The 16,500-nt window shown below is 71.5% G+C and carries 16 protein-coding genes; 4 read left to right on the top strand and 12 right to left on the bottom strand.

Annotated elements, in window-relative coordinates; genetic code table 11:
- Positions 1 to 151: 151 nt before the first annotated feature.
- The 4 genes from ACZ6QQ_RS36200 to ACZ6QQ_RS36185 all read right to left on the bottom strand — a co-directional run bounded on the left by ACZ6QQ_RS36200 (position 152) and on the right by ACZ6QQ_RS36185 (position 2,932).
- The gene (locus ACZ6QQ_RS36200) at positions 152 to 940 is read right to left on the bottom strand and encodes an SDR family NAD(P)-dependent oxidoreductase (RefSeq protein WP_465882512.1); all 789 of its coding nucleotides are present in this window, start codon (positions 938 to 940) and stop codon (positions 152 to 154) included.
- Positions 941 to 1,003: 63 nt separating this feature from the next.
- Positions 1,004 to 2,008 carry an alpha/beta fold hydrolase gene (locus ACZ6QQ_RS36195; RefSeq protein ID WP_465882510.1) on the bottom strand — a complete coding sequence of 335 codons (1,005 nt, stop codon included), beginning with the start codon at positions 2,006 to 2,008 and terminating at the stop codon, positions 1,004 to 1,006.
- On the bottom strand, positions 2,005 to 2,796 hold the full coding sequence (locus tag ACZ6QQ_RS36190; RefSeq protein ID WP_465882509.1) for an alpha/beta hydrolase: 792 nt from the start codon (positions 2,794 to 2,796) through the stop codon (positions 2,005 to 2,007). The genes ACZ6QQ_RS36195 and ACZ6QQ_RS36190 overlap by 4 nt, the downstream gene beginning before the upstream one ends.
- 4 nt (positions 2,797 to 2,800) lie before the next feature.
- Positions 2,801 to 2,932, bottom strand: coding sequence for a hypothetical protein (locus ACZ6QQ_RS36185; RefSeq protein ID WP_465882506.1), 132 nt, complete (start codon positions 2,930 to 2,932; stop codon positions 2,801 to 2,803).
- 211 nt (positions 2,933 to 3,143) lie between these two features.
- Here ACZ6QQ_RS36185 and ACZ6QQ_RS36180 point away from each other — a divergent pair, with 211 nt between their 5' ends.
- The gene (locus ACZ6QQ_RS36180; RefSeq protein WP_465882505.1) at positions 3,144 to 6,023 is read left to right on the top strand and encodes an AfsR/SARP family transcriptional regulator; all 2,880 of its coding nucleotides are present in this window, start codon (positions 3,144 to 3,146) and stop codon (positions 6,021 to 6,023) included.
- 181 nt (positions 6,024 to 6,204) lie between these two features.
- Complete coding sequence (locus tag ACZ6QQ_RS36175; protein WP_465882503.1) at positions 6,205 to 6,441, top strand: preprotein translocase YidC; 237 nt, start codon at positions 6,205 to 6,207, stop codon at positions 6,439 to 6,441.
- Positions 6,442 to 6,480: 39 nt separating this feature from the next.
- Here ACZ6QQ_RS36175 and ACZ6QQ_RS36170 read toward each other — a convergent pair whose 3' ends face one another.
- The 8 genes from ACZ6QQ_RS36170 to ACZ6QQ_RS36135 form a co-directional block, all read right to left on the bottom strand.
- Positions 6,481 to 6,795: a hypothetical protein gene (locus ACZ6QQ_RS36170; protein WP_465882502.1), complete on the bottom strand. Its 315-nt coding sequence runs from the start codon at positions 6,793 to 6,795 to the stop codon at positions 6,481 to 6,483.
- Positions 6,796 to 6,798: 3 nt separating this feature from the next.
- The gene (locus ACZ6QQ_RS36165) at positions 6,799 to 7,227 is read right to left on the bottom strand and encodes a hypothetical protein (protein ID WP_465882501.1); all 429 of its coding nucleotides are present in this window, start codon (positions 7,225 to 7,227) and stop codon (positions 6,799 to 6,801) included.
- Entirely contained in the window at positions 7,224 to 8,009 is a 786-nt protein-coding gene (locus ACZ6QQ_RS36160) for a hypothetical protein (RefSeq protein WP_465882500.1), read from the bottom strand. The genes ACZ6QQ_RS36165 and ACZ6QQ_RS36160 overlap by 4 nt, the downstream gene beginning before the upstream one ends.
- Positions 8,010 to 8,260: 251 nt before the next feature.
- Positions 8,261 to 9,280, bottom strand: a complete 1,020-nt coding sequence (locus ACZ6QQ_RS36155) for a zinc-binding alcohol dehydrogenase family protein (protein ID WP_465882499.1) — start codon at positions 9,278 to 9,280, stop codon at positions 8,261 to 8,263.
- Between the two features lie 114 nt (positions 9,281 to 9,394).
- Positions 9,395 to 10,636 (bottom strand): ABC transporter substrate-binding protein, encoded by a 1,242-nt coding sequence (locus ACZ6QQ_RS36150; RefSeq protein ID WP_465882497.1) that lies wholly within the window; start codon positions 10,634 to 10,636, stop codon positions 9,395 to 9,397.
- An 88-nt stretch (positions 10,637 to 10,724) separates the two neighbouring features.
- Positions 10,725 to 11,801, bottom strand: coding sequence for an ABC transporter ATP-binding protein (locus ACZ6QQ_RS36145; protein WP_465882495.1), 1,077 nt, complete (start codon positions 11,799 to 11,801; stop codon positions 10,725 to 10,727).
- Positions 11,798 to 12,916, bottom strand: a complete 1,119-nt coding sequence (locus ACZ6QQ_RS36140; RefSeq protein ID WP_465882494.1) for a FecCD family ABC transporter permease — start codon at positions 12,914 to 12,916, stop codon at positions 11,798 to 11,800. Before ACZ6QQ_RS36140 ends, ACZ6QQ_RS36145 begins: the two co-directional genes overlap by 4 nt.
- 236 nt (positions 12,917 to 13,152) lie before the next feature.
- Positions 13,153 to 14,244: a pyridoxal-phosphate dependent enzyme gene (locus tag ACZ6QQ_RS36135; RefSeq protein WP_465882493.1), complete on the bottom strand. Its 1,092-nt coding sequence runs from the start codon at positions 14,242 to 14,244 to the stop codon at positions 13,153 to 13,155.
- 255 nt (positions 14,245 to 14,499) lie between these two features.
- Between ACZ6QQ_RS36135 and ACZ6QQ_RS36130 the strand changes: the two genes are divergently transcribed.
- Both ACZ6QQ_RS36130 and ACZ6QQ_RS36125 read left to right on the top strand, forming a co-directional pair.
- The gene (locus ACZ6QQ_RS36130; protein ID WP_465882491.1) at positions 14,500 to 15,261 is read left to right on the top strand and encodes a class I SAM-dependent methyltransferase; all 762 of its coding nucleotides are present in this window, start codon (positions 14,500 to 14,502) and stop codon (positions 15,259 to 15,261) included.
- Positions 15,258 to 16,481, top strand: coding sequence for an ATP-grasp domain-containing protein (locus tag ACZ6QQ_RS36125; protein WP_465882490.1), 1,224 nt, complete (start codon positions 15,258 to 15,260; stop codon positions 16,479 to 16,481). The genes ACZ6QQ_RS36130 and ACZ6QQ_RS36125 overlap by 4 nt, the downstream gene beginning before the upstream one ends.
- Positions 16,482 to 16,500 lie beyond the last annotated feature (19 nt).

The raw sequence follows: 16,500 nt of genomic DNA, 5'->3' as shown, positions 1-16,500 counted from the left end.
CCCCCCCCCCCCCCCCCCCCCCCCCCCCCCCCCCCCCCCCCCCCCCCCCCCCCCCCCCCCCCCCCCCCCCCCCCCCCCCCCCCCCCCGCGTCCGGTTCCCCCCGTCGCGGTCCCCCGTCGACCGCTCCTTCCGAAGGGTCGATCCACCGCGTCAGAGCGTGGTGATGAGGCCGCCGTCGATGATGATGTCGGCACCGGTGACATTCGTGGCCCGCCCGCCGGCCAGGAGCAGCACCAGGTCCGCCACCTCCTCCGGCCGGGTGAACCGTCCGGTTGCCGTGCCGCTGACCGCGCCCTTGGCGACCTGCGCGGGTGGGAGGTCGTTCGCGCCGCCGACCGTCTCGGCGACCCCGCCCGCACCCAGCCACAGGTCGGTCTCGACCGGGCCGGGGCTGATCGTGTTGACCCGCACCCCGCGCGGGCCGACCTCCTTCGACAGCGACTTGGAGAAGTTCGCCAGAGCCGCCTTGGCCGCGCTGTAGTCGATGACCAGCGGATCCGGTAGCGATGAGTTGACCGAGTTGATCGTCACGATTGACCCGCCACCGCGCAGCAGCGCGGGCAGCGCCGCACGGGTGGTGCGGACCGCGGCGAGGAAGTTGATGGTGAACGTGTCCAGCCAGTCGTCGTCGGTCACCGACAGGAAGCCGCCGACTCGTGGACGTACGGCTCCGACGTTGTTGACGAGGATGTCCAGCCGGCCGCCGACCAGGGCGGTGCCGGCCTCGACCAGCGCGGCCGGCCCGTCCGGGGTGCCCAGGTCGACGTTGACCGGGTGTACGCGTCCCGTGTCGGCGAGCGCGGCGAGTTCCGGCGTGGTCGTACGGGCCGCCGCGACGACGATCGCGCCCTCGGCGACGAGCGCCCGGACGATCGCCAGCCCGATACCCCTGCTGGCGCCGGTGACCAGCGCGGTCCGGCCGGAGAGCTGAAGATCCATGGGTGATCCGTTCGTGGAGGCGGGGTGCCGCGGCCGACGCATGACGGCGCGGCACCCGCGTGTCTATCGGAGGAAGGCGAGCAGACGTGCGGTCATCTCTTCCGGGTGTTCCTCGTAGATCCAGTGACCGGAGTTCGCGATGACCACGCCGGTGACGTTCGTCGCGTACTGCTGCACCTGCGTTTCGACGACGTCCTTGAGGCTGTTGCTCGCGCCGATGGCGAGCACGGGCATCGGCAACGGCGTCTTCTTGTTCACCGCGTTGTCGGCGATGTCGGTCGGGAAGGCGCGGAACCACTCGAAGGATGCCCGGAGGTGGGCGTCGTCCTTCAGGTACTTGGCGAAGACCTTGACGTCGGTCTCGTCGACACCGTCCTTGACCACCTCGATGTGGTCGGTGAAGCCCTGCACCCACTGCTCTTCCCGGCCGTCGACGACCTGCTCGGGCAGGCCGTTGCGCAGGAGGAAGAAGCCGAACTGCCACGGTCCCGGACCGTCGGCCGTCAGTGCCGGGAAGGAGTAGATCCCCTCGTCGGGGATCGGTGCCTCGCTCAGCACCAGCTTCCTCACCTCGGTCGGATGCGCCGCGGCGTACGCGTACGCGACCATGGTGCCGATGTCGTGGCCGACGAGCCGGATGTCCCGGTTCAGGCCGATCTTGCTCAGCAGGCCGTACACGTCCGCGGCCATCGTCTTCTTGTCGTAGCCCCCGGCCGGGGCGTCGCTCTTGCCGGCACCGCGCAGGTCCGGCGCCACGACCGTGTAGCGCTTAGCGAGCTCCGGCATGATCTCGTGCCACTCGTACCAGGTCTCCGGGTACCCGTGCAGGAGCACCAGGGTCGGGCCGTGGCCACCGCGTACGTAGTTGATGCCGATCTCGCCGACGCGCGTGCGCTGCTCGGTGAAGCCCTGGGGCAGCCGGCTGTCGGCGGTCGCGGAATGCCCCGGACCGCTGTTGTCCCGGCCCCCGGCGGCGGCGAAGGTGGTGGGGGCGACCAGTGCCCCGGCGACGAGTACCGCGGCCGCACCGGCCAGCCCCCATGCCCGCGCGGTGGAGATGCCCCTCACAGGTCCTGTCCCTTCAGCCACGACAGCGACGTGTCCGCGACCTCACGCCATCCGGAGTCGATCGTCAGGGAGTGTGCTTTGTCCGGAAAATCGATGATGTCGGTTACCGCGTGCGAGTGGCGGTACTGCTTGAGGGTGGCGCGCACCACCGCCTCCGGCACGGTGTGGTCCTTGCCACCGGCGATCAGCAGCAGCGGCCCGCGCGACTCGTTGCCGGTGTTCACCTTGGCGGGCGAGTGCGGGTTGAAGTTCGCCGCGGCCGCCTCGAACAGCGGCTTGCCGGGGGCGGGAATCGACCAGCGGTCGTACAGCGCCAGCGACTCCTGCTCGGAGACGGCGTTGCCGAAGGCGTACCGGAACTGTTCGGCGGTCAGCGAGACGGCCCTGTTCTTGTTGGCCGGGTTGCCGAGCACCGGGAAGCCGGAGCGCAGCGCCGACAGCGGAAGCGGCAGCACGCCCTTGATCTGGGCGGCGTCGATGGCGATCGCGGCGACGCCGAGGTCGAGACCGAGCAGCTTCTGCGCGATCATGCCGCCGAACGAGTGCCCGACGAGGATCGGCTTGGTCGGCAGCCCCTCGATGACGGCCGCGTAGTGGGCGACCACATCGTCGATCCCGTGCCCGGCGAGGGCGTCGGGGTTCGCGCGGGTGGCCTCGACGGTCTCCCCGTCACCCGGCCAGCCGGGAGCGAGGCCCGGGTAGCCGTTCGCCGCGAAATGGTCGATCCATGGCTGCCAGGAGGTGGCGTGCAGCCAGAGCCCGTGGATGAAGACGATCGGTCTCGACATGTTCCTACCCGTTCAGTGCTCGTGTGGGGGTGGTGACGGCCCGGCTGTCGGCGACGTCGACGAGGTCGAGCCGCTCCAGGTGCGGCAGGTCCGCGTCCGCGACCGCCCGGGCCGCGCCGGACCCGCAGGCCGCCACCGGCGAACCGTCAGGTTCGAAGACAACGTACGGCGCCGCTTGTTGACAAACGGTGGACGAAAACTTGTCGGCGGCCCACCCGTCGGCGACGCCACCAGCGGTGCCCGGCGCCGGTTCGGGAGGCATAAATGACATACGCTGCCCTCGGACCCGTGATCCCCGATTGCGGGGAGGCGCGGGAGGGAGGGCAGCTCAGCTGTCTGAGGAACGATTGTGGTTCACCCTGCTCGGCCCCGTACGGGTGCTCCGGCACGATCGGGAGATCGACCTGGGCGGCCCGCAGCAGCGGACCATGCTGGCACTGCTTCTCGCGCGGGCGGGCCAACCGGTCAGCCTGGCCGAGATCGTGGACGTGGTGTGGGGTGAGCAACCGCCGGGTAGCGCGGTCAACACGGTGCACCGAAACGTGGGTTTTCTCCGCCGCGCCCTCGAACCACGGTTGACCACGCGTTCCCCCGGCCGGTGGCTGATCCGTTCGGCCGGTGGCTACCGACTCGACGTCGACGCCGACACGCTGGACCTGCTGAGGTTCCGGCAACTCGTCCACCAGGCCCGGACGACCGCCGGCCACGGTCAGGTGGCCGGGGCGGTCCAACTGTTCACCCGGGCCCTCGAAATGTGGCAGGGCACCGGCCCCGGCGGAATCGACCCACGGGTGCGCAACCACCCCGTGTTCACCGCACTCGACCGGGAGTACCTGGACACGGCCCGGGAGGCGGCGGACCTCGCCGGCACCACCGTCGCCTCCGATCGACTCCTGGCGGCGGTACGGCAGGCAGCCGACCAGGCTCCGTTCGACGAACCACTCCAGGCCCGGCTCCTGCGCGCACTGGCCACGGCGGGACATCAGGCCGAGGCCCTCGACATCTACCGGAGGCTGCGCGACCGGCTGGCCGAGGAACTCGGCCTGGATCCCGGTCCCGAACTGGTGGCGGCCCACGAGGCCGCGCTCCGGCAGACCACCCGCGCCGGGACGCCGGGGAGACCGCCCGACCAGACCCGGCCGGCCGAGGACCCGCCGACCGGGGACGGGGAACCGACCACCCCGATCGCGACCGTCCTGCCCCCGGCCCAACTTCCGGCGGATCTGCCCACCTTCACCGGCCGCCGGACCGAACTCGCCTGGGCGCTGGCGCTACCGACCGAGGCGACATCGACCGGCACAGGGGTGATCAGCGCGATCGGGGGCATGGCCGGCGTCGGCAAGACCACCTTCGCGGTGCACCTGGCCCACCAGGTCGCCGCCCAGTATCCCGACGGTCAGCTCTATCTCAACCTGCGTGGATTCGACCCGACCGGCCAGGTGACGCAGCCCGGCGAGGCGTTGCAGCACCTGGTCACCGCCCTGGGCGTACCCCGTCGGGACATTCCCGTCGGGCTCGACGCGCAGGCCGCCCTCTACCGCAGCCGGATCGCCGGCCGACGCATGCTCGTCCTGCTGGACAACGCCCGCGACGCCGACCAGGTCCGCCCCCTGCTACCGGGCGCCCCCGGCTGCCTGGTGATCGTCACCAGCCGCAACGACCTCGCCGGCCTGGTCGCCACCAACGGGGCACACCCCCTGCCCCTGGGTCTGTTGTCGGAGGCGGAGGCCCACGACTTCGTGGCCCGTCGCATCGGCGCGCACCGCCTCGTCGCGGAGCCCGACGCCGCCGACGAGATCATCGCGCTCTGCGCGGGTCTACCACTGGCGCTGGCGATCGTGACCGCCCGCGTCGCCACCCGTCCCGGCTTCACACTGGCCGCGGTCGCGGCCCAACTGCGCGCCACCCACGGCACCCTCGACGCGTTCAGCGGGCCGGAAGCGGCGATCAACGCCCGTACCGTCTTCTCCTGGTCGTACCGGGCTCTGTCCCCGGACGCGGCCCGGCTCTTCCGGCTGCTGAGCGTGCACCCCGGCCCGGACGTCACCGCCCCCGCCGCGGCGAGCCTGGCCGGCCTGTCGGTGCGGCAGGTCCGCCCGCTGCTGGCCGACCTCGGTCACGCCCACCTGCTCACCGAGCAGATCCCCGGCCGCTACACCTGCCACGATCTCCTTCGCGCGTACGCCGCCGAACTCGTCGAGGACGATCCCGGCACCCGCCGGGACGCCCTGCACCGCCTCTTCGACCACTATCTGCACACCGCCCACACCGGCGACGGCCTGCTGATGCCCCATCGGGATCCGATCACCCTGCCGGCCCCGCAGGACGGGGTGACCCCCGAACCGCTGGTGGACCTGTCCCACGCCTTCGCCTGGTTCACCGCGGAGGAACCGGTCATCCTCGCGGCCGTCGCCCAGGCGGGCGAACACGGATTCGACCGGCACGCCTGGCAACTGGCCTGGTCGATCAACTCGTACCTGCAACGCCGCGCGTCCCCGGAAACCATGCTCGCGCTCCAGACAACCGCGACCCGGGCCGCGCTGCGCGACGGCGACGTCGCAGCGTACGCGCGCAATCTCAACGGCCTGGCGATCGCCTCCGCCCAGTGCGGCCAGCTCGACCAGGCGCACCGGCATCTCGTCGAGGCGCTGAGGCTCTTCGTCGAGCTGGGCGACGTGCGCGGGCAGAGCCGCACCTGCCAGAACCTGACCCACACGGTCATCCGCCAGGGCCGGCCGCAGGAGGCGCTGCACCACGCGCAACAGGCGCTCGTGCTCAGCGAGACGACCGGCGACCGGAAGGGTGCGGCCCGCGCCCTCGCCGCACTGGGCTGGGCGCACACCCGGCTCGGCGAGCATCGACAGGCGCTGCGCTACTGCCGGCAGGCGCTGCCCGTACTGCGGGAGGTCGGGGACGTGGTCGGCGCCGCCGGCGCGGCCCACACCCTCGGCCACGCCCACCACCACCTCGGCGAGTACGCCGAGGCGGTGACGCACTACCAGCAGGCCATCCATGAGTCACGACTGATGGGCGACCGCAACTACGAGGCAATGGTGCTGCACCACCTGGGCGACACCCAGCAGGCCGCGGGCGATCACGACGCCGCCCGTACCACCTGGGAGCTGGCCCTGGCCACCATCCGGGATCCGGCTCATCCCACCGCGAGATCCGTCCGGGCGAGGCTCGACGGTGTGACCTCCGCCGGAACCGCCACCCCCACGGCGTGATCCACCGGAATTCGGACACCGGGCACAGAATGGGCGCTGCCGGAATTCGGACACCGGGCACGGAATGGGCGCCGCGCGATTCGTGGTGGATACCGGTACCGACCGGGGTCGGCCGGCGCGTTTCGGCGGTACCGGCGCGGGTAGGCGGGCGGGTCGGGACCCAACGGGCAGGGGGCGGATCGTGGGATATCGGGTACGCGAGGGTGAGTCTCCGGTCGACCCGGAGCACGCCGAGGACGAGGCCGGCCGGGCGCCACTGCCCCAGGTGTCGGCCGACACCGAGGTGCCGGCGCCGGAGGGCACCGACATCCGGCCGGACATCGTCACCGAGGACGACTCGTCCGGCGTGGCCGGCGGCTCCTCGGGCAGCAGCGGCGGCGGCTCCAGCATGCCGGGGCACCCGGACGCGACCCGCTGAACCGCGTCGGCCCGCCGCGCCCGGCCGGGCCGCACCGCGTCACGGCACCAACACCATCCACAACAGCGTCGCGCCCACGAGGGCGACGACGAGGCCGAGCGTCGCCAGCACCGACCCTCTGCGTACGTTGTCGGCCTGGTACGCGCCCAGCACGGCCAGGCAGAGACTCAGTCCGAAGACGAGCCCGATCACTCCGATGATCAACAGCGTGACGGAGCCGAGAATCGCGTCCCACTGACTCTCGAAGGTGTCCTTGAAATGACCGGGTCGGCGTTGGGCCAGCACCGCGCCGATCGCCGTCACCAGCAGCGCCGGGATGGCGACGAAGGCGGAAATCCGTATCCAACCTCTCACGATCTACCTCTGCCCTCTCACCTGGATGGGGAACGCGGAGAGTCGCTGCCGGACGGAACGGATCAACTCCTCCTCCCACTCCTCGCGCCGGGCGAAGTGGGCGTACACCTCACGGAGCCGGTTCACGTCGGCGACCATGCGCCGCTCGTCCGCCGCGAGCCGCAGGTCGGCCGGGCGCAGGACGAACAGCCACAACGCGAAGACACCCGCCGCCGCCACCGCCGCGCCGACGAGCCAGCCGGTGGAGGCCGGCCCCGAGTCGCGTACGCCCGTCAGGACCCCGAACGGCACCAGCAGCGCGACGAGGGCCAGCCCGGCCCAGAGCCCGCGCAGCCACCTCAACCTGGTCCGCAGGTGTTCGACGGCGTTCAGCCGCCGCTCGGAGAGGTCGAGCAGGCCGAAGAACGCCGCCCCGCTGTCCAGAGCGGTCACCTCCGGCCGTCCTGGCCGGAGGTGATGAACCCGTTCAGGCTGCCGCTGAAGTTGGCCCGAAGGACGCCGAGCTGCGCGTCGTCCAACTGCGACGTCCTGGACGGCAGGCCGGGCAGGAACTGGTGACGGATCACCCGGGAGCCCATCGGCAGGACGGCCAGCCGCAACGACGTCTCGATCTCCAGGTCGCGCAGGAGCTCGCCGAAGGGCGACCGGCGATCCTGCGGTCCCGGGATGTAGTAGTCACGGGCCTCGTCGAGCCGGTCCCAGTACAGGTCCACCTTGGACACGGCGACGATCAGCCAGCGCAGTCGTTTCGCCACCCGGCTGTCGATGATGTCGTCGGTCAACGCCCGGAAGTCCATCAGCTCCTTGTTGAGGTGCCAGCCACGGACCGCGTCCTCGTCCACCACGCGCCCACCCTCACCGAGGCGTTCCGCGACTTCGCGCTGGTCGCTGCGCTGCCAGATCTTGTTGTGCCCCCAGCAGGTGAAGTAGACGAGCCCGTGCGGTGACGCGTCGCCACGCATCGTGTCGTCCATGGCCCGTTCCCGCTCCTGGGAGTCCTGGCCGGGAATCACCGTGACCGCGGCCCGATTCCGCCAGCTGCCGGACATCAGCCGGATCATGTGCTTCTCGATGTCCCGGCTTCGGGTGCTGTCCGGGTCTCCACTGCGCAGACTCTGGGCCAGCGCCTGGTAGAAGACGGTCTTGCCGGCGCCGGGGATGCCGGTGATGGTGATCGGGTTGATCGCGAGACCGGGCCTGCCGGTCCCGACCACGGTGGCACCCTGGACCGGGCTCCCGTTCGCCCCGTTGCCGCTCTCGACGGCGTGTCGGACACTTTCCCAATGGGACCTTATGCCGTCCCAGACATCCGACATCTGCCCTCCGCGCGCCGCCCGACCGACCGAATGCTATCGATCCACGTCCCGGAGGGAAGAGCTGAGCGGACGGAAGCCGGCCGACGCAAAGACCGGTGACAATGGGCCTGCGGCTGGTGAACAGCGACCGTACGGGTCGAGCACCTCGACTACCGCACGGCTGTCGGCCAGCCGGCGACCACCACCTTGCCGATGGTCGCGGAGCTTTCCACCAGTTCGTGCGCGTGACGCAGGCTCGCCGCGTCGATCGGACCGAGCCGGGTCGTCAGCGTCGTCCGGATCCGGCCCTGGTCGACCAGGCGCGCGGTCTGCTCCAGCAGGTCGTGCTGGGTCGGGTCGGTCGGCAGGAACAGCGGCCGGCTGAACATGAACTCCCAGTGCCAGCTGATGCTCTTGGCCTTGAGTGGCAGCAGCTCCAGGCCCTCCGGCTCGTCGATGGCGACGATGTGGCCCCGGGGACGGACGATCTCGGCGTACCGCTCGATGTTGCCGGCCGTGAACGGGCTGATCAGGTAGTCGACCCCGGCCGGGGCGACCGCGCGGACCGAGGCGACCAGGTCCCGGTGGTCGACCACGTGGTGGGCACCGAGATCCTCCGCCCACCGGCGGGACTCGGGCCGGGAGGCGGTGGCGACGACGGTGAGGTCGGTGAGGACCCGCGCCAGCTGGATCACCATCGAGCCGACACCGCCGGCCGCCCCGAGCACCAGCAGCGTGCCGGTGCTCCCCTCGGTCAGGGCGAACGAGTCGAACAGGGTCTCCCAGGCGGTGATGGTGGTCAGCGGCAGAGCCGCCGCCTCGGCGAAGGAAAGCGTTTCCGGCTTGTGCCCGACCACGTGCTCGTCCACCGCCTGGAACCGGGCATTGCTGCCGGAACGGCCGATCGACCCGGCGTAGTAGACCTCGTCACCGACCGTGAACCGGGTGACCCCGGACCCCACCGCGACCACCACACCGGCCGCGTCGAAGCCGAGCACCTTCAATCCGTCGCCCGGGTCGACGTTCGTCCGGACCTTGGCGTCGGCCGGGTTCACCGACACCGCCTCGACCCGCACCAGCAGGTCGTTCGGTCCCGGTACGGGCACCGGAAGCTCGGCGTCGACGAGGCTCTCCGGGTCGCTGATCGGGAGGTTCCGGCGGTACCCCACCGCAGGCATCAGATCGGTCATACCCTGCACGTTATGCCCCGGTTGGTGGTCACTGCATGGAGCCCTCCGTTCTGCGTCGTAGGGCACACCCGTCCCCGTCGACCGAGCCGCTGCCCGGTGCCCGCGCCGGCCCGGTCAGGAGGAGCGGGCGAAGCAGGTGCCCCGTACGCCGGGGAACAGCTCGGGGGCGAGGCCGAGCGCGAAGTCCCGGATGAGCACGTCCACGTCCAGGTACGTCTTGGCGCGGCACTCCTCGAAGTTCCGGTCGACCCCGGCCACGAAGCTGCCCGTCCTGAACGGCTGGAACTGCTGCATCCGCTGGTCCGCCCCGAGCGTGTCCAGGGTCATCTTCATCGGGTCGTAGACGGCGAAGAAGTCCGCGGCGGCGCCGGTGCCGACGCCCTCCTCGAAGTCGTACGGTCGACCGTTGGGCGCGCCGTTGTCGCGGGCGAAGACGTTGCTCACGCCGAGCTGGGCGAAGAGGCGCCCGACCAGGGTCTCGTCGCCGTGTGCGTAGACGAACTCGCAGGCCCGTTCGGGGGTGATGCAGAGGTATCCGACCCTGCGGTTGTCGACCTTGCCGGAGACGGTCGTCACGACCTCACCGAACCGGGACCTGATGGTGTCGAACTCGGCGTTGGCCGCCGCCTCCGCGTTGTAGAAGGCCGCCACCATCTTGATCCATTCGGCCGAGGCCAGGGCGTGGCGTTCCATCCGGTTGGAGACGCTCACCGCGGGCAGGCCGGCGGCGCGGGCGTTGGTGATGTCGTCGAATCCCTGCCCGAACCCGGACATCAGGATGATCTGGTTCTTCAGGCCGAGGACCACCTCGCGGTTCAGATCGGTGTACTCGCCGATCGACATCGGCTCGCCCGCGTCCTTGATCACTCCGGCGTACCACTCGTCCTTCTTGCCGTTGCCCAGGAGTTGACCGCTGAGCGCGGTGATGGTGTCGTTGCGGCCCAGCCGGTCCACCATGGCCAGCGCGTTGAACGAGGTGACCGCCACGTTGGTGACCGGGACCTGCACGAACAGCGCGTCGGCCAGGTCGCCGCTGGCCGCCGGCTTCGGCGTACCGCACTGGTGGAGCACGTACGTCAGCCCGTCACCGCCGCTGCTCTCGGTGTCGGTCAACGTGATGGTCTTGTACGAGCCGTGGTACGTGATGTCCCACAGATCGGACTCGTCCACGGTGCTCTTGTCCGGGAAGTAGTCCCGCCCCTCGACATAGTCGGTGACGCAGCCGTCGGCGCCCGCCCGGTCCCCGGCGGCGCCGGGGCCGGAGGCGTCGCACCCGGTGAGGGTGAGCGTCAGGGCCAGCAGGGCGGCGGCCGAACGGTTGAGGTTCTTCACGGTGGTGCTCTCCTGTTCGTCCATGGGCTGGCTGGTGCGGGTCGCCGACCTACTGGCGGCCACGCGTACGCCGGACGCCGCCTCCGCATTCGCGGCCCGGCGGGTGGCGGTGTCAGTCGACGGGCTGCCGCTGTCGTGTCCGGGTGCTGCGGGGAGCCGGTCTGGGGCAGCGGCGCAGGTGGGTGACGAGGGCGTCGAAGCCCACACCGGTGGTGTCCGGTAGCTGCGCCCCGTCGACCCGCCAACGGCACGGCGTACCGGGTTCGACCCGCAGGACGGGCCCGGAGGTGTCGGCGGTGGGGGTCCAGCCGGCCCGTCGTACGGCGTGCTCGGCCCACTGGCGCAGCCGCCCGTCGGCGACCACGTGCACCATCGCCTCCGGTACGCCGTTGTCGGCGACGACGACGGTGGCCGCGGCGTCGTCGAAGGACATGTTCTCCCCGGCGAAGGTACGGGCGATGGCACCGTCGTAGGCGAGGTCCTCCGGTGCGCTGGCCTCGATGGTCGCGTCGGCGTTGACCAGCCACACCTGGTCGGCGCGGCGCAGCGCGAAACCGAGGTCGTGGGTGGACAGGATGATCGCCGCGCCCGTGGTCGCGGTGAGCCTGGTCAGCATCGCCGCGAGTTCGATCCGACGGGCGACGTCGAGGAAGGCCGTGGGTTCGTCCAGCACCAGCACGGCCGGCTCCTGGGCCAGCGCCCGCGCCACCATGACCCGCTGCCGTTCACCGTCGGACAGGTCGCGCAGCGAGCGGTGGCGCAGGTCCTCGACACCGGCGTCGGCCAGTGCCCGGTCGACCGCCGCGCGGTCGCGTGCCGCGTCCCGACCGGACCAGGACCGGAACGGCATCCGGCCCAGCCGCACCACCGCCTCGACGCTCATCAGTCCCACGTCGACGGGCTCGGTCAGCACGACGGCGAGCCGTTGGGCGCGGCGGCGGGCCGAGAGGGTCGCGAGGTCGTGCCCGTCCAGCAGGATCCGGCCGGCCAGCGGGGCCTGGGCGCCGACGAGCGTACGCAACAGGGTCGACTTTCCCGCGCCGTTGGGGCCGATCAACGTGATCAGCTCGCCGGGGCGGGCGGTCAGGTGGACGTCGCGCAGCACGGTGACGGCGGGGTGTCGACGCCGCCGTCGGTAGCCCGCGTCCACCCCGAGCGCCTGCAGGGCCGGTGGGGGCGTGTCGGTCATCCGCGCCTCACCCGCCCGGACAGGAGCACCCAGAGGATGACCGGCGCACCGACGAACGCGGTCACCGAGTTGAGCGGCAGTGAGGTGCTGGTCAGCCCGTTCCCGCCGGCCAGGTACTCGGCGACGAGCACGATGACCGCCCCGATGAGGGCGCTGGCCGGGAGGACCAGCCGGTGGTCGGCGGTGCGCAGGAGCCCGCGCGCCAGGTGGGGTGCGGCGAGACCGACGAAACCGATCGCACCACAGTAGGCGGTGGTCACCCCGGAGAGCACGGCCACGCTGGTCAGGCAGAGGAGGTGGACCCGACGGACGTTGACCCCCAGACTGCCGGCGTACCGCTCGCCGAGCAGGAGGGCGTTCAGGGGCTGGGCGAGAAAGATCGACAGCCCGAGGACGGCGGCGCAGGCGACGGCGATGACCCGCAGTTCGTGCCAGGTCACGTTCCGGACCGATCCCCGGGTGAAGGTGGCCAGCGCCTGCAACCGGTCCGGGTCGGTGTAGTAGACGAGCACGTCGACCAGGGCCCCGGCCAGGTAGCCGAGCATCACCCCGACGACCAGGACCACCACCGGATCACCGACCCGACGGGCGATACCCAGGGCGATGAGCAAGACCACGGCGGCACCGGCGACGGCGGCGCCGGTCACCCCGAGCTGGCTGACCACACCGAGACCGGCCAGCCAACCCACGCCGCCGGTGCCCAGGATGACGATGGCGGCACCCAGGATCGCGCCGGAGCTGACCCCGAGCACGAACGGGTCGGCCAGTGGGTTGCGGAAGAGGGTCTGCATCTGGGCCCCACCGACCGCGAGAGCCGAGCCGGCCAGCAGCCCGGCGGCGACCTTGGGCAGGCGGGCGTCCAGGACGATGGTGCGGTTGATCTCGGAGTCGGTGCCCTGACCGGCGAGGATCCGCAGCACCTCGCCGATCGGTATGGCCATCGAACCCTGCGCCACCAGTACCACGACGACGCTCAGCAGCAGGAGAACGAGCAGCAGGAACAGCGCCGTCACGTACCCGGTCCGCCGACGTGACCCGGGCCCGCGCGGCGGTGCCGCCGGGACCGTGGCGTCGACCTCGGCGATGTCCCCGACACTCGTGCCGTTACCCGACACCGTGCACCCTGTCTCGCTCCCTCCACTGAACGCGGTACCCAACCATCGCGGTGAAAGCCGGTGCGAACCGACCATCGCAGTGAGAGTCGTTCCCGGTTGCCGGGTAGTTCCGGGCGATCACGCTAAATCGTCGATGCCGCAGCGCCCCGGCCGCCGGGTCGGGTCCGTCGCCGGCCTGCCCGGAACCGGGACGGGTCCGTTGTCGAGCATCCGGGCACCGGCGACCCGACCACGCCTCAGCCACCCGTGCCGTCGACCGGCCCGATGACCGGCGGCGCCGACCGGTGGCTCGGCGGCGCAGGCTGGGCGCGCCGGGCCCACGCCATGGTCGACCACGGCGGTGCGAGGTCGTCGAGCGAGACGATCTCGGTCGGTTCGAGGGCGGCGGGATCCGGGGCGTCGCGGTGGCGGGCGAAGACCCGCTCCACGTACCGGTGGCCGGTGTCGGCGCCGATGACCACGTGGATCCGCTCGGGATGTCGCCGCGCCTCCCAGTTCGCCGCGAGATAGGCCGCGCCGGTGGAGAGCCCGGCGAAGATCGCGTGCCCGCGCAACAGGTCGACCGTTCCGGCCATGGCGTGCCGGAAGGAGAGCCAGTGCACCTGGTCGTAGAGGTCGTGGCGGACGTTGTCGAAGGGAATGGCGCTGCCGATGCCGGCGATGATGGCCTCCGGGTCCGGGAACCGCTCGCTGCCGAAGGTCACGCTGCCGTACGGCTGGACGCCGACCAGCCGGGCCGACGGGTCGTGGACGCGCAGTGGCCCGATCAGACCGGCGCTGGACGCACCGGTACCGACGCTGGCGACCACGGTGAGCCGTGCGCTGGGCAACGCCACGCGTACCAGGTCGGCCAGTTCGGCGTACCCCAGGTAGTGCACCGGGTCGTGGTACTGCCGCATCCAGTGCATGCCGGGATTGGTCCGCAGCAGCTCCCGTACGCGTGCGACCCGGCGATGCTGGTCCAGCCGCAGGTCATCCTCGGGCGGCATCTGGTCCACCGTCGCGCCGAGGATCTCCAGTTGGGACCGGATGGTCGGGGTGACCGTGGTCGACGCGACGATGTGACAGCGCAACCCGTAGCGGTGACAGACCTGCGCCAGCGCCAGCGCGTAGATCCCGCTCGAACTGTCGACCACGGTGTCACCCGGCCGCACCGCGCCCGCGTCCAGCAGGGCCCGTACCGCGCCGAGCGCGGCGTAGATCTTCAACGTCTCGAAGCGGGCGAGGACCACGTTGTCGGAGAGTCGGATCAGAGTCGGTGCCTTGACCGCGTCGGTGATGTGGGCGTGCAGCGCGGCGGCGGCGATCGACGTGACCGGTGGTGGCATGGCGGACCTCCCTCAATGTCGTGTCGTCGGGGGAGACGTCACTCCGGTCGCTACCGACCGGCCATAGATGAGTCGTGCGCGGCCACGGGTTAGTTCCGACCCGAACGACGCTCGTCAATCCGATCGGACCCCGGCGGGACGACGACCGGCGGGAACTTTTCCGGCGGGACCGACGACCTGTTGTGCGTGTCGCGGCGTACGGATCACGGTTTCGGCCGACGTCACGGCAACGACCGACGACAATGGAGGTCCCGGGTGGAATGGTTCGCAGACGACGCCTTCTGGGTCGACTTCGCCGGTGCCCTGTTCGCACCCGGACGCCGGGCGGAAGCGGCGCACCGGGTCGACACCTCGCCGCTGCTCGACCTGCCCGACGGCGTCCGGGTGCTCGACCTCGGCTGCGGTCCCGGGACGTACGCGGTGCCGCTGGCCCGCCGGGGTGCCCTGGTCACCGGGGTCGATCTCAGCGAGCCGATGCTCGATCGGGCCCGTCGGGCCGGCGAGACCGCGGCCGTCGACATCCGCCTGGTCCGCGCCGACATGCGCGAGTTCGTCGAACCGACCTCGTACGACCTGGTGATCAGCATGTACACGTCGTTCGGGTACTTCGCCGACCCGGCGGAGAACCTGCGCGTGCTGCGCAACGCCCGCCGGAGCCTGGTGCCCGGTGGGCGTCTCCTGCTCGACCTGTTCGGCAAGGAGATCTTCGCCCGCTGGGCCGGCACCCCGAAGGTCATCGACGTCGACGACGGCACGCTGTTCATGCGCGACACCATCCTCGACGACTGGACCCGGTTCCGCAGCGACTGGACCCTGGTACGGGGGGACACGGTCCGCCGTGGACACTTCGAACAGTTCGTCTACAGCGCCGCCGAGATCCGGTCCATGCTGGCCGCCGCCGGGTTCGACGAGATCCGGTGCTTCGGCGGGTTCGACGGCACGCCGTACGACAACCACGCCGACCGGCTGCTGGTCCTGGGCACCCGCCCGCTCGACGTACGGGGGGCCGGGTCGTGACCATCGTGCTGCTCGAAGCACTCACCTTCGGACTGGCCCGGTTGCGCGACGCGGCCGGCGAGGCCGGGCACCGGCTCTGTCTGCTCACCGGCGACCGGTCGTTCTACGCGCACGAGCTGGACCGGCTCGGCCCGGACGACCTCGACGTGATCGAGGTGGACACGTTCGACACCGAGGCCTGTGCCCGGGTCCTCGCCGGCATTGCCGACCTGGCCGGACTCGTCAACTCGACCGACACCTGGGCCCGGCCGGGCGCGGAACTCGCCGACCGGTTCGGCCTGCCGTCCCTCGGCCGCGACACGATCCGTACCCTGCGCGACAAGGCCGTGGTCCGCGACCTCCTGCACCGGGCCGGGCTGAGCCGGGCCGGCGCGATCGGCGTCGCACCGCGGGCCGACGCGGTCGAGCGAGCCGTGTCGGCGCTCGGCTACCCGTGCATCGTGAAGGACTCCGCCGGGACCTCGTCCCGCTCGGTCTGGCTGATCCGCGACGACGACGAACTCCGGCGGGCCGCGCGCGAGGTGGAAGGGGCCGCGCTGCTCGGCGGCCATCTGGTGGCCGAGCCGTACTTTCCCGGACCGGTGTACAGCGCCGAGACGGTCAGCTGGCAGGGCGACACGAAGCTGCTCGGCGTCGCCGTGCACGTGCACACCCCGGAACCGGTACGCCGGGAGGAGGCCGTCGCGTTCCCGGTCGCCTTCCCCGACGCCGACCTCGCCTCGTTCGAGAAGTGGATCGGCCGGGTCCTCGCGACGGTGGGGTTCCGGGCGGGAGTGGCCCACACCGAGTTCGCCCTCACCCCCGACGGGCCCGAGGTGGTGGAGGTCAACGGCCGCATCGCCGGTGCCGTGATCGGCGAGATGATGTGCCGGGCGCTGGACGTCAACGTGTACGCGGCCATCGTCGACACCGCCCTGGGTCGGCGGCCACGGCTGCTGGACGAGCCGGTCGTGCCCCGGCGCGGCTACGGCATGATCTTCCTCCACCCGGCGGCTCCGGGCACACTCGTCGGCTGGCGGGGCGTGCAGCGGCTCGGCCTGTTCCCGGGCAATCCCGAGCTCTTCCCCACCGCCCGGCCCGGTGACCGGATCGTCCACCTCGCCGACCAGCGCGGATGCACCGCGCTGGTGCTCGCCGAGGGCGCCACCGCCGAACTCGGCCTGTACCACGCGCTGGCCGCCGCCGGAACGATCACCCACGACATGCGTCCACTCAGCTGACAGCCCGGGAGGATTACCG

The organism is Micromonospora sp. NPDC049529 (assembly GCF_055586685.1).
The sequence above is the reverse complement of the archived record's forward strand: the minus strand, read 5'-3'. Positions and strand labels throughout refer to the sequence as shown.